The organism is Arthrobacter sp. P1_C12_2, assembly GCF_056406415.1.
Genome location: NZ_JBFUAF010000002.1, coordinates 193,806 through 206,614, shown reverse-complemented (window position 1 = coordinate 206,614; position 12,809 = coordinate 193,806). Strand labels below are relative to the sequence as shown.

Below are 12,809 nucleotides of genomic sequence, written 5' to 3'. Positions count from 1 at the left end.
TTCTCTGCGGCACCGCTCCGGCGCCCAGCCCGATTATGGCTCCTGTGCCCGACATGCGGTCAAGGGTAGAGCCGCGCGACCGTACCAGCGACTGGTCGAGGCCTGCCGTGAACCCGAGCGGGGCCAAGGCAAGCAGCTGATGCCGCAGCTGAACGATTCGAACACCTACGTGGCTCCGCGACCCGCAGCTCAAGCTGCGATTTAGCCAGCATCCTCGAGGATGGCTGCAACAACGCAGACAGCACGGCGTGGCGCTACTGGATCAGAATCAGTGAGCCGAGCGCCTGATTCGCTGACAGCACTGTGTGCTTGGACTAAATGCCGGATTCCGCTTGCTGCGGGGTCAGCTCTGCTGCCCGTGCTGCCTCCAGGACGTCCCGGGCTGTGGTCCACTTCCTGCTGCCGTACCGGTCATTGGTGATGTAGCGCAGGTTCGCGTCGCCGCTGAACATGCTGGCGAAGTACTGCATGCCCTGCCACGGTGGGAACGGCTCGTCAGAGGCCGGCATGAGGGCTTTGACCGCCCGGCTCATGGCAGTCAAGGAACCGACGCTGCCCGCGTAGAGGAGCCGGAATTGTGTTCCAGTCAGGTCGGACATGGTGGATGCCAGGGACCTTGCCGTGACCTGGTCCCCGGCGATCTGGAGGACGCGGGGAGCTCGCTCGTCGAGGGCGGCGGCGGCGGTGTAGGCGGCGGTGTCGTCCTTGGTGGTGAAGTCGAGCACCTGGTCGGCGTCGGACCAGAAAAGCACACGGTGCCGGGAGAACAGGATCATTGGTGCCTGCCCGGAGAGCATGTCGGTGAAGGCGCCGTTGAGGATGGACGTGGCCCGGATTTCGGTGGCGTCCAGTCGCTGTGCGAAGTCCCTGCGGAGTTGCAAGTTCCGGTTACTTCGGGGGCGGATACCGCGGTAATCGATGGAGAAATCGGAAGGGATGAAACGCGGTACGCCCACCGCGGCCGCCGCCTCCAGCAAGCGCGACTGGGCACCGAAGATTGCGCTGTCCGGGCCGTTGATCGCGGAGACCACGCAGTCAACATCCGTGCAGGCCCTTTGGAGGCCGGCCGGATCGTCATAGCCCGCTTGGATCACCTCGACGCTCTGGGCGCGGAGCTGTGCAATCCGCGCCGTGCTGGTCCCTGGTCGTGTCAGGACCCGAACGGTGGCCCCCAAAGCGACCAAATTCCGGAGGATACGTCCGCCGAGATCGCCGGTGGCACCGGCAAGAAGGACGGTGCCCGGTGGGGGTGTCGTAGGGGTCATAGGTTGCACCTCAAGTGATGTCGCGCGGAAAGGGATGGTGCGCTAAAGACTACCAACGGCGGTAGGTCTCCAGTGCGCGAAGCAGGGGAGCGGGGCCACCATTCAGATGGTCGACGGGGCGGGACCCGCCGAGCTCCCGGGAGGGTGTGACCATCCAGGCCGTGAAGTAGTTGTGCGGAACCTTCAGTTCTATCGCGCGCTGGAAAAGTTCGACGACGGTCGGGTGGAGGTGGCCGCCGGCGAGGAATTGGAATCCCGGGCAGAAGGTGCCGTCGTCGATGAAGACTCGGACGAGCAGCTGCATCACAGGTTGGGGCTCGTCCATGAGCTCGGCGAGCCGGAGGCGCACCTGTTCCAGGGCAGGCAGCGTGAACTCCGCCCTGATCGCCTCCCACGTCTGGTTGCTGATCGGTCCGCCGCTCATCGGTGGCGGCATTCACGAACCGTCATCGACGGATTCCAAGAGCCACTGTGAGGAGCGCGGGTTCCGGCGGAGAGTGAACGTCCGCAGTGTTGAATTGGCCCCCAGCCGGGCATGGACGTTCCAGTATTCGATGCTTGCGTCGTCGCCGCCGATCCACTGTCGGGACTCGGTGGCGGGATCGACAATCCAGATCCGTCCGTCGTGCCGGATGGCGAGGGGCTTGCCTGCCGGGTCGAGCCGGACCTGGAGGTCGCGGGTTCGTGCCGGGATTTCGGTGGTAAGGGTCATGGGGGTGGTCTTTCGTGGTGCGGTCGAGCGGCAGGTTGTGTTAGGCGGCTTTGACGAGGGGGAGTTCGTCCCAGTGGGTGGTGTAGCGGGGGGAGAGCATGTCGCGTTTCATGGTCCAGTCCGGTCCGCCGCGGATGCCTCCGTGACCGAGGCCGATGGAGCCGCGCCCGTAGCGGCGGGTCACGTCTTCCAGGAGGGTGCCGACGTGGCGTTCCTCGTGCGGGTTTTCGAACAGGGCCAGCGGTGCCTGGTTGCCGGTGGGCCGGAGGTCGGTGACCATGATGCCGGCCCTGGCGTACTTGATGCCCTCGTGGATGTGGGGCAGGAGAGCGTGGGCGGCCCGGGTGAGCAGGACAGGATCGGCGGTGGGCATCGGCAGGGGCACGCAGACCGAGGGGTAGGAGGTGTCGTTCGGGTTGAAGTGGGAGGTGCCGGCGAATGCGGTGAGGACTTTGGCTTGGAGGCCGTGTTTGGCCAGCCGGGCCGAGGCCTGCTGGCCGTAGACGCTCATGACCTGCCGGATCCCGGCGGCGGTGGTGATGGGAGTCGCGAAGGACCGGGAGAAGATGAGCTGGTCCCGGCCGATCCGTTCTTCCTCCATCGGGATGCACGGGGTACCCTGCAGCTCCAGGACGGTCCGCATCATGACCACGGAGAAGCGGTCCCGGATCATGACCGGGTCCGCCCGGGACAGGTCAAGGATGGACTGGAGCCCCAAGGCGTTGAGGCGCTTGGCCAACCGCGTCGCGACGCCCCAGATCTCAACCACGGACAGGCGGCGCATCAGCGCCTCCCGGTCGGCGGCGGGCACGGAGTCCCAATGGCAGACGCCGCCGAAGGCAGGGTTGTTCTTGGCCCACCTGTTGGCCAGTTTCGCCAGGGTCTTCGTGGGCGCGATCCCCACGCAGACCGGAACTCCTACGTTGCGCCGCACGGCTGCCTTCATGGTCTGGCCCAGGGCAAGGAGTTCGTCCGGGGTGCCTTTGACGCCGAGGAAGGCCTCGTCGATGCTGTAGACCTCCAGCCAGGCGCTGTACCGGCCGAGCAGTTCCATTACGCGGGCGCTGATGTCGCCGTAGAGTTCGTAGTTGCTGGACAGAGCCATCAGTCCCCACTCCCTGGCGCGCGGGGCGAGTTTGAACCAGGGCTCACCCAAGGCAATGCCAAGGGCCTTGGCTTCTGGGGACCGGGTGACGGCACAGCCGTCGTTGTTGGACAGGACGACGACGGGCCGGCCTTCGAGGGACGGATCGAATGCCCGCTCGGCCGAGGCGTAGAAGCAGTTCACATCCACGTGCGCGATCTGTGGCATGCGCCGCATCGGGGCGGGCTTAGACATGGTGTGCCTCAAACATGGTGCAGGCAGCGGGTCGCGACGCCCCAGATGACCAGATCCGACAAGGACGGTACACGGATGTCCGGGTACGCCGGATTCTCCGCCTGCAGCACGACGCCGGCGGCCGTGATCCGCAGCCGCTTAATGGTCAGTTCCCCGTCCAGGACGGCGATGACCACGGACCCGTCCTTGGGGTCCAGCGCCCGGTTCACGATCAGTTCATCGCCGTCGCTGATCCCGGCGCGTTCCATCGAGTCTCCGGAGACCCGCACGACGTAGGTGCTGGTGATGTCCTTGATCAGGTGCACGTTCAGGTCGATCCGCCCATCAAAGTAGTCCTGCGCCGGCGAGGGGTACCCGGCCGCGACGGGGACCGGAGAGATCAGCACCGACAGCAACGACATGCCCGCGTCTATCACGCGGGGACCGACAATAACGCCCACAACACACCTTTATTCGAATATATGTTCGATTCATTCAGTGTAGCCGGACGGGCCGACAAAAGACGGCATCTGGCGCACGAAACGATCTACCGTGCGCTCTACGATCTGAGTATTCGGCCCGTTCCGTCTGGCTCTGCCCGGTTGTTGCGTTCTGGACAGTACAGCCGGCGGTCGCGGTCGCGGACCAAGGTGAAACCGCGCCAGTACATCTGGGTTAGGAGCCGCGGGGCGAGAACATAATCACGGCGACACCCACGAGACAGATAAGGGACCCGATGATGTCCCAGCGGTCGGGACGGAAACCGTCGAAGATCATGCCCCACGCCAGGGAGCCTGCAACAAAAACACCACCGTACGCAGCGAGGATCCTGCCGAAGTGCGCGTCGGGCTGCAAGGTGGCGACGAAACCATAAATCCCCAGGGCAATGACGCCGAGGCCGGCCCACCACCAGGCTTTGTCCTCCCGCACGGCTTGCCAGACCAGCCAGGCGCCCCCGATTTCAGCGGCGGCGGCGAGGGCGAACAACAGGATGGACTTCGCTATGGGCATGACCCCATCCTGTCATTGGGCTAACTGGTCGTGGGTCCAGACCTCGATCGCAGACAGAGACAGCCAGACCCCAACCGCATGACCGCCGGGCGTGCGGGCAGCGGGAAGTAACGGTGGACGAAAGTGATCCGGTCCCCGTATTCCCTTTTCAGTTCCTCCACCAGGGGCTCAGCTGCCCGGCAGGATTCGCATTCGAAGTCCAGGAACTCGACCAGTTGGGCCTTCTCAGTGGCCGGGTTCGTGCCCCGGTGGCTGTCTTCCCTGATGAGCTGGGCGTCGGCGGCCACCAGAGGTGCGGCCGGCGCGGGGTTGTTGGCGGTGAATACGACGCACCAGATCACCCCGGCGCCGACAAGGGCCGCGAGGGGGATCCAGATGGTGATGCGGACCCTCGGCGGAAACGACTGCGCTCATCGATCGGCCGGCTGCGTTCCAAGGTCAACGGAGACAGACGCAGCCGAGGCGTCTGGTCCGCACCCTGCGCAGCAAGAATCCGCTGGCTCTTTACCTGCCGTCGCGGCCGTCACGGTCACCGCAAGGGCGGATGCTGCTGAGGTCTTTTCGATGGGCGCGCAGCAGTCATCGTCCTCTTCAGCGTGGCCGTCAGTGTCGTGCGGTATGGCGCAGCAGGCATCACCTCGCCAAGCGTTGATGCCTTCCCGCACCGCGATACCTGCGATGACCAGTGCCGCGCCGGCATCGGCCCACCACCAACCCAGAGTGCTGTTCAGAATCAAGCCAATCAGCAAGACGGCGGAGAGGTACGTGCAGAGCAACGTCTGCTTGGAATCCGCTACGGCCGTCCTGGAGCCAAGCTCCCGCCCGGCGCGACGCTGCGCCCATGACAGGACAGGCATGATCGCCAGGCTCAAGGCAGCGATTACGATCCCAGGTGTTGAGTGTCGGGCCTCGCCTGCGCCCGTGAGTGACCGGATGGCGTCCACGGCCACGAACGCGGCGAGGGCGAAGAACGAGATGGCTATGATCCGCAGCGTCAGGTGCTCACGTCGTTCCGGATCCTTGGCAGAGAACTGCCAGGACAGCGCCAGGGCGGAAGTCACTTCAATGACCGAGTCCAGGCCGAAGCCGATCAGCGCCGAAGAGTCCGCGACCCCGCCGGCCCAGAGAGCTACAACAGCCTCGATGACGTTATAAGTAATGGTCGCGGCCGCGAACAGCCTGATCCTCCGGCCCAGCACCGCGCGGCGATCCGAAGTTGGTGTGTGGATCAGCGTGGTCATGCGATGCACTGCCCGTCCGGAGCGCAGCATGCCGGGTCCACCGCAAGGACGACACCGATCAGGTCCTTGATGGCGTGACCAAGCCGGGCATCTGCCAGTTCATAGCGGCTCCGCCGCCCATCGGGGACGGCAACGACCAGTCCGCAGCCCCGCAGGCACGTCAGGTGGTTGGACATGCTCTGTCTCGATACCCCCACGGAATCAGCCAGGTCCGAGGGATAGGACGGGGCCTCCGAAAGTGCCAGAAGGATCCGGGCGCGGGTCGGGTCTGACACCGCGTAGCCGAATCGGGCCAGCACGGGTGCCTGGGTGAGCGTTTCCATATGGCTAAAGTACAGCCTTGGGTGTATTCACGCCATTGTGTATTAATCCGTCAGCTTTGTGCCCCACACCACCGCCCTGCACACCCCGCGGTCGAACCTGTCTTCGAGTCAACGAGTCGACTGCCGATGCATCGCGCTAGCCGAATCACTATCGTGATGACACTCCAGGGGGCACATGCCCCTCGAAGACAATGGACCGCTTTGCCACGCAGACGTTCCGTCAGGAACACGTCCAGCATGCAGACTGCACGTCGGCCAAAGAGTAGAGAGATCGTGGCAGCCGCCAATGCCGCAAAGCCGTGGTCGTCGCGGAGCGCCTCCTGGCCGGACTCTGCGACAAACGAGGCAAGTTCCGGGGCGCGGGACCCCCACGCTTGATGTTCGTGCTGGTAATAGGCCAACACGTCAGTCGCCGCTTCCGGCCAGGAGATCGTCAGAGCCCCGGTCAGGTCCGCTCGTCAGTTCTCCGGGCGTCGGCTTGTCAGCGGATTACCCGATAGCGCACGTGGGTGACGAGACGGGAACCCCTCACGTCCAACGGCTCAAGCTTGAGGTCCCCCACGCCGTCCAGCAACCGCTCGCCCGCCCCCAGGACCATGGGCGCAATGTGGAGCCGCAGTTCGTCGATCAGCCCCGCCGAAAGGAATTGGCGGGCGGTCTGCGCTCCTCCGGCAATGGCCACGTCCTTGCTGCCAGCGGCCTTCCGCGCCTGGGCCAGCGCCGATTCGATACCATCGGTTACGAAGTTGAACGTGGTGCCGCCCTGCATCTCGAGGGGCTCGCGTGGATGATGGGTGAGGACGAACACGGGCGCGTGATAGGGCGGTTCCTCACCCCACCATCCCCGCCATTGCTCATCCCAAGTCCCGGGACCCACGAACATGTTCCGTCCCATGATGTACGCGCCGGCCGCGAGGATGCCTTCGAGCTCGGCTGCGTTGGACTCGGGTTCTTCGAACTGCCACCTGTGCAGCAGCTCTCCGCCCTCGCCCAGGGGGTCCGTCATGCTTTGGTTCGGACCGGCGAGAAATCCGTCAAGAGAGATGGTCAGATCGCACGTGACTTGGCTCATGCGCCCATCATGTCACCACTGGGCGGTCCGGCTCAGGCGGTGCGTCCAGTATTTGTCGCCTTCGTGCCGCTCATAGGTGAGGAACACTGACACCGGCGGTTCCGAGAGCTCCAGCAGCGCTCGCCGTTTTCCGCGTGCGCACGACACAACGATGCCCCGTTGATCACCAAAACTAGGTGTGCTTGTCTGTAGCCAGTAGCGGGATCCAGGCGGGGGGCCGCGGCCGTTGTTCGACAAGGTGAAACGACATGAGGTTGACGACCACGACCAACGTCTCGGTGGACGGCGTGATGCAGGGGTTGGGCGGACCGGACGAGGATCGCAGCGGCGGCTTCGACCGCGGCGGATGGGCCATACCCCTTCTCGATACGGAAGCCGGGGAGTATCTCAACCAGGTCTACGGCGGCGCGACCGCGTTCCTCTCCGGAACGACGCCGCGGCGAGATGGGTAGTGCCCGGCCGAGTCTCGCCCGGCTTAGCCTTCTTGTCTTGATTCGTGTGAATGGCTTGCGCCATGGGACTCACCGAACGGTCTAAGTACGTTCGCTACCAGGCCGTCTTTCCAAATTCCCGAGGCATTTACCCGGGCATCTTCGGCCTCGCCAACGGTCTGGCGGCCAGCGGCAGGCTCAGCGCTGAGGATTGGGCTGCGTGGCGCAGTGCCAATGATCGAGCTGACTGCGCGTATGTGGACCCGGCAACCGTGGATGCATCGGTTTACGATCGCGAGATCAACCCAACGGCCCAAGCATGGTTCAAGAGCACGGCGATGCATCTGTTGCACCACATCAACATGGACTTTTACGAGGATCTTCTGCGTCGCTACCGAGTTGAATACGAGGTGGTGACTTCGGATGATCCGGGACCGTTGCTGTATGAAGACGATGTGCAGATCGTCGTTGCGCCTCGACTGGGGGAACCCGCCAGATCGTAAACCCTGAAGCCAATTGGCAGCGCGCATGGACCCTGTCGTCGATGCGGTGCCTGATCCGGCAAGCTCCGTAATCGCCGTCGGTGCTGGGCCAAAGAAGCGGACCGCCCTGGGGCGGTCCGCAAAGTTCTAACAAGGTGGCTACTCGGCTTTGAAGCTGAGCGTGTCTGTCCCGCTCGTCCAGGCCAAAGTGTTCTGTGTATAGGTCATTGCAATGGGACGTTTTAGGAATTCATCAATCCAAGCTTGGTGTATACCGGCAGTACCGATGCAGCCGCTGGCGCCAGTGGCGATCCTCCCGATGGCCATGATGTTTCCAGCAATCGTGACTGGCCCGCTAATGGGGGAGCAGTCCGTTTTCATGGCCAGCTGCAGGGTACCTTCCACGGAGGTCAGTCGCACCTTAATGGTCCGCGCGGCCGCCCAGGGCTGAGCCTTACCGGTCGATGTTGCGGCGAAGCTACTGTAGGCGGCGCAAGGCGCTGTAGGCAGGAACGCTGCGCACGTTTCCTGCGGCGGGCCGGGGGTGGCCGGGACGGGACTCTTGCTTCCGGAACCGGCCAGGGCACTCGGTGATGCCGCGGCGGTACCGGAAATGGTGGGGGTGGAGGATGCTGATCCCGGCACGCTTGATGAGGGGACTGCACATGATGTCATGAGCAATGCCGCCGCTAGAACTGAAATTCTGATCGGCGAGCGCCAGATGCGATCCATTGTCCCCCCTTGAGAATGAACGCTGAACCCGACCATAGGCTTCTAGGGCCGCTTTGTCATTAACTTCTGCCGGTGAATTTGACGGCCCAAATCCACACCCACAAACCACTCAAGGGAAATTGCCGTGGCGTTTCCCGAGGCGTCCAGGCACCCGAAACCGGGGAGGGCGCATCGCCGGGTCAACTTCCCGCCCCAGTATTGCGTTGAAGCCCGATGAGCTCCCGTTCTCGGCTACCGTCACACCTGGCCCGGCCATCTGCTCCGCGCTGTCCTGGGACGCTCACGAGATCCAGGACTTCTTCTCGGGTTCGGATTCGTCCCGACTCTGGTCGAAAACAGTGCAAGGACCAGACTGCGCCGCGGGACCAACCAGGACGCAATCCAGGACTGAAGCCGCCCTACCGTCAGCGGAAGGTTTCCAGCGCGCGAAGCAGGGGAGCGGTGGGGAGTGTCTGCCATCGACCGCCCCATGGCTGGCTGATGGTGCGCATCAGCGGGTTGGCCGATGCCCATTCCCGGCGGGCCCTCGCGGCCCTGCCGCACGGATTGGAGAGGGCATAGTTCACCCGTTCCGGATCCGGGTCTAGCATTAGAGACGGGTGCCATTGGCTGCGAGGAGGCAGGCGATGCCCGATATTGAGGGTCTGCTGGGAAGACTCACCCAGGGTGAACTCGAACAGTTACGCACACTGCGCCCCGACGGGTTCTTGCCCGGGTCGCTGGTCCGCGCGATCGATCGTGCCGTCGGCGGACCCGGGGAAGGTCGAGGCTACTATGTGGCGGCCAAACCGGTTGTGCGGAGGGAGTTCATCGCCTATGTCCTCCGCCCGGACGTCGCCAAGGCTGTCGCTGCGCCGACGCCGTCAGGTCCGGGCACTGCAGCGCCCGGACCTGCGGCCGCCGGCGCCCGCTGGAACGATGAGTCCGATCCGGCCGTCCTCCCATCTGACGCCGAGGCCCGGCGCCGTTCCCGGCCGGGACCCTCCGGAGCGAGGGCGGGATGGATCATCTTTGTGCTGTCTTGGTGTGGGTCTCGCCGGCCGTCAACCCGGCTACGCGGTCAGGACAGTCACCGGCCCGAGCCGGAATGATCGTTGGTGTGCGCGCTGTTCCAACGGTCCCTGCGAACTTCCATGCTGACAGGTATTTTCCCGTGTTTTGACCGACGACCCGCTGGCCACACGGGCTGCCGGCGAGGCCGCTGTGCCGGAAGGTCCCAAACCGTCCGAGCACTGGATGAACCGCCGCCACGGCGCCCTGCCCGACGGCGAGCTGCAGACCCGACGACGTGAACGAAAGGTGAATTGTTGCTCCCGGGCAACTAGGGCGGTGCGCTGCCTGCTATCGTCATGCCAGAGGGCACGCCCGGCGCGGCGCACGACGTCGTAGAGGGTCGGTGGACCAGGTCGTGGGCCGCCATCCGGGCATGTCTTGAGAGGTTCGGCAGGCACCGCTTCCTTGGGAGGACCCCATGACCGATGACACGACGACGCCGCCCGCGGCATCTCCGCGTGTGACCGCTGAACATGCTCGGCTGGCCGAGGCCACGGGTGCGGCGGAGGATGTTCTGTTCGAGGCGAATCCCTGGTACGAGTGGGGGCCGTACCTGTCGGAGCGGGCCTGGGGCACGGTCCGGGAGGACTACAGCGACAGTGGCGACGCGTGGGAATACTTCCCCCACGATCATGCCCGGTCCCGCGCGTTCCGGTGGAACGAGGACGGCATGGCGGGGCTGTCCGATGTTCACCATGACCTGTGCCTCGGGTTGGCGCTGTGGAACGGGGCCGATCCGATCCTGAAGGAGCGGATGTTCGGGCTGACTGGTCCGCAGGGCAACCACGGGGAGGACGTCAAGGAATACTGGTGGTACCCGGATGCGCTGCCCAGCCATGCATGGCTGCGGTGGCGGTATCACTACCCGCAGGCAGCGTTTCCGTATCAGCAGTTGATCGATGAGAACGCCCGGCGTTCCCGGGACGAACCCGAGTTCGAGTTGTTGGATACCGGTGTCTTCGACGAGGGCCGGTACTGGTCCGTGGATGTCGCGTACGCGAAGGCCTCACCGACCGAGGTACTGGCCCGGATCACCATCGAGAACCATTCGCCCGAGGAAGCGGTGCTTTCGGTGTTGCCCACCATGTGGTTCCACAACACGTGGCGGGTCTCAGGCGGTGAGGCGCCGTCGTTGTCCCTGGACGGGGACGGCGTCGTGGTCGAGCACCCACGACTGTCCGGCTACCGGCTCGACGCCGCTCCCACTAAGGAGGGAGTGCGGCCGCAGGCGTTGTTCTGCGACAACGAGACGAACACGGCCCGACTGTTCGGGGCGGCTCCGGTGACCGCCTATCCGAAGGACGGCATCAACGATCACGTGGTCTCCGGCGCGGACACCGTGAATCCGCAACTTCAGGGTACGAAGGCAGCGTGGTGGTATCAGGTGGCCGTGCCGGGCGGGGGCCGGGTCGAGCTGCGGCTGCGGCTGCACCGGCCGGTCCCGGACCAAACGGCACCCGCCGCCGGCTGGTCCGACTCCTATTTCGATGACGTCATGGCAGACCGGGAGCGGGAAGCGGACGAGTTTTACGCGGCGATTGCCCCCTCTGGGATCGGTGCCGGTCCGATGCAGGTGATGCGCCAGTCCTGCGCGGGGCTGGTCTGGAGCAAGCAAATGTACCCGTACCGGGTCAACCGGTGGTTGGATGGCGACCCCGCTGAACCTCCGCCGCCGGCCGGGCATCGCAACGGCCGGAACACGGGGTGGCGGCACCTGGACTCGTTCGACGTGCTTGCCATGCCCGATCCGTGGGAGTACCCGTGGTTCGCGGCCTGGGATCTGGCATTTCACGCCGTCACCTGGGCGCACCTGGATCCCGCGTTCGCCAAATACCAGCTGTTGGTGCTCCTTCGGGAGTGGTTCCAGCATCCGAACGGTGCGCTCCCGTCCTATGAGTGGAGCTTCGACGATGTCAATCCGCCCGTCCATGCGCTGGCCGCCATCCGGGTGTTCGTCATCGACGGCGGCACCGACCTGCACTTCCTGAAGCGGGTGTTCAACAAGCTGCTGCTGAATTTCACCTGGTGGCTCAACCGGCAGGACCCCGACGGGAACAACCTGTTCGGCGGCGGCTTTTTGGGTTTGGACAACATCAGCCCAATCGACCGCTCGCACCTGCCGCCCGGCTTCAAGCTGGACCAGGCCGACGGCACCGCGTGGATGGCGTATTACTCCGTGGCGATGCTCACCCTAGCCACCAAAATCGCCGAACATGACGACGTCTATGAGGACATGGTGGTGAAATTCCTGGAACAGACCGTACTGATCATGGACGCGCTGGAGGACTCAGGCTGCTATGACGCCGAGGACGGCTTCTTCTACGACCGGCTCACCGACCCTTCCRGGATCACCGTCCCGATCAAGGTGCAGACCCTCGTCGGGTTGATCCCTGCGCTGCCCGCGGTCGCGCTCCCCACTCAGGACACGGACCGGAACCGCCGGCTGCGGAAGCGGTTCGCCAGCCGGTTGGAACAGACCGATCGGCACGAGATCCTCGATTGGCAGGTCCGTGGCACCGGGGACTCCCGGCGGACGCTGCTGTCGGTCCTCCCGATGGACAAACTCGCCCGGCTGTTCGCCACCGTGTTCGACGAGGAGGCGTTCCTGTCTCCCCATGGCCTGCGATCGATCTCCAAGCGCCACAACACCCCCTACACGGTTCCGGGGCTGCCAACCGCTGCCATCCAGTACGAACCAGCCGAATCGCGGACCGCGATGTACGGCGGCAATTCCAACTGGCGGGGGCCGGTGTGGTTGCCGGTCAACTACCTCGTCATCCGGTCCCTCCTGCAGTACGACGAGTTCTACGGTCCCGACTTCACCGTCGAATACCCCACCCGCTCCGGCCACCACCTGACCCTGCGAGAGATAGCCGGTGACCTCACCGATCGCCTGGTGGGCATCTGGCTCCCCGGGCCGGACGGACGCAGACCGGTCTATGGTGGCGTCGACCTGCTGCAGAACGATCCCGCGTGGAAGGACAACCTGCTCTTCTACGAGTACTTCCACGGCGACAACGGGGCCGGCCTCGGCGCCATGCACCAGACCGGGTGGACCGCGCTGGTCGCGGACCTCATCCTCGACCCACCCCGCCATAGCTACCGGATGGTGTTCCGGGATAGCCCGGACCCGACCACCACGGCAGCACCGCCGGAAACGGAACCGTGA

The 12,809-nt window shown here is 64.8% G+C and carries 14 protein-coding genes; 3 read left to right on the top strand and 11 right to left on the bottom strand.

The genetic code is table 11. The features are described 5' to 3' along the window. Positions 1 to 314 precede the first annotated feature (314 nt). The 10 genes from AC1DZQ_RS03570 to AC1DZQ_RS03525 form a co-directional block, all read right to left on the bottom strand. Entirely contained in the window at positions 315 to 1,265 is a 951-nt protein-coding gene (locus tag AC1DZQ_RS03570) for an NmrA family NAD(P)-binding protein (RefSeq protein WP_476962194.1), read from the bottom strand. Positions 1,266 to 1,314: 49 nt separating this feature from the next. Next, positions 1,315 to 1,689 (bottom strand): hypothetical protein, encoded by a 375-nt coding sequence (locus AC1DZQ_RS03565; RefSeq protein ID WP_476962193.1) that lies wholly within the window; start codon positions 1,687 to 1,689, stop codon positions 1,315 to 1,317. Positions 1,690 to 1,701: 12 nt separating this feature from the next. Next, on the bottom strand, positions 1,702 to 1,977 hold the full coding sequence (locus tag AC1DZQ_RS03560) for a hypothetical protein (RefSeq protein ID WP_476962192.1): 276 nt from the start codon (positions 1,975 to 1,977) through the stop codon (positions 1,702 to 1,704). A gap of 40 nt (positions 1,978 to 2,017) precedes the next feature. Next, complete coding sequence (locus AC1DZQ_RS03555) at positions 2,018 to 3,316, bottom strand: Y-family DNA polymerase (RefSeq protein WP_476962191.1); 1,299 nt, start codon at positions 3,314 to 3,316, stop codon at positions 2,018 to 2,020. An 8-nt stretch (positions 3,317 to 3,324) separates the two neighbouring features. Next, positions 3,325 to 3,756: a LexA family protein gene (locus AC1DZQ_RS03550; RefSeq protein ID WP_476962190.1), complete on the bottom strand. Its 432-nt coding sequence runs from the start codon at positions 3,754 to 3,756 to the stop codon at positions 3,325 to 3,327. Between the two features lie 214 nt (positions 3,757 to 3,970). After that, the gene (locus AC1DZQ_RS03545; protein ID WP_476962189.1) at positions 3,971 to 4,306 is read right to left on the bottom strand and encodes a YnfA family protein; all 336 of its coding nucleotides are present in this window, start codon (positions 4,304 to 4,306) and stop codon (positions 3,971 to 3,973) included. Positions 4,307 to 4,326: 20 nt separating this feature from the next. Continuing rightward, the gene (locus tag AC1DZQ_RS03540; RefSeq protein ID WP_476962411.1) at positions 4,327 to 4,593 is read right to left on the bottom strand and encodes a DsbA family protein; all 267 of its coding nucleotides are present in this window, start codon (positions 4,591 to 4,593) and stop codon (positions 4,327 to 4,329) included. A gap of 123 nt (positions 4,594 to 4,716) precedes the next feature. Next, the gene (locus AC1DZQ_RS03535; protein ID WP_476962188.1) at positions 4,717 to 5,547 is read right to left on the bottom strand and encodes a cation diffusion facilitator family transporter; all 831 of its coding nucleotides are present in this window, start codon (positions 5,545 to 5,547) and stop codon (positions 4,717 to 4,719) included. Continuing rightward, on the bottom strand, positions 5,544 to 5,870 hold the full coding sequence (locus AC1DZQ_RS03530; protein ID WP_476962187.1) for an ArsR/SmtB family transcription factor: 327 nt from the start codon (positions 5,868 to 5,870) through the stop codon (positions 5,544 to 5,546). The genes AC1DZQ_RS03535 and AC1DZQ_RS03530 overlap by 4 nt, the downstream gene beginning before the upstream one ends. Before the next feature lie 481 nt (positions 5,871 to 6,351). Further along, positions 6,352 to 6,942 (bottom strand): dihydrofolate reductase family protein, encoded by a 591-nt coding sequence (locus AC1DZQ_RS03525; RefSeq protein WP_476962186.1) that lies wholly within the window; start codon positions 6,940 to 6,942, stop codon positions 6,352 to 6,354. Between the two features lie 248 nt (positions 6,943 to 7,190). On the opposite strand from AC1DZQ_RS03525, the gene AC1DZQ_RS03520 reads away from it, so the two are divergent. Together AC1DZQ_RS03520 and AC1DZQ_RS03515 are read left to right on the top strand one after the other, a co-directional pair. Further along, complete coding sequence (locus AC1DZQ_RS03520) at positions 7,191 to 7,394, top strand: hypothetical protein (protein WP_476962185.1); 204 nt, start codon at positions 7,191 to 7,193, stop codon at positions 7,392 to 7,394. 62 nt (positions 7,395 to 7,456) lie between these two features. Next, entirely contained in the window at positions 7,457 to 7,876 is a 420-nt protein-coding gene (locus AC1DZQ_RS03515; protein ID WP_476962184.1) for a hypothetical protein, read from the top strand. 138 nt (positions 7,877 to 8,014) lie between these two features. On the opposite strand, the gene AC1DZQ_RS03510 is transcribed toward AC1DZQ_RS03515, so the two are convergent. Then, on the bottom strand, positions 8,015 to 8,260 hold the full coding sequence (locus AC1DZQ_RS03510; RefSeq protein WP_476962183.1) for an META domain-containing protein: 246 nt from the start codon (positions 8,258 to 8,260) through the stop codon (positions 8,015 to 8,017). A gap of 1,798 nt (positions 8,261 to 10,058) precedes the next feature. Between AC1DZQ_RS03510 and AC1DZQ_RS03505 the strand changes: the two genes are divergently transcribed. After that, positions 10,059 to 12,809 (top strand): MGH1-like glycoside hydrolase domain-containing protein, encoded by a 2,751-nt coding sequence (locus tag AC1DZQ_RS03505; RefSeq protein ID WP_476962182.1) that lies wholly within the window; start codon positions 10,059 to 10,061, stop codon positions 12,807 to 12,809.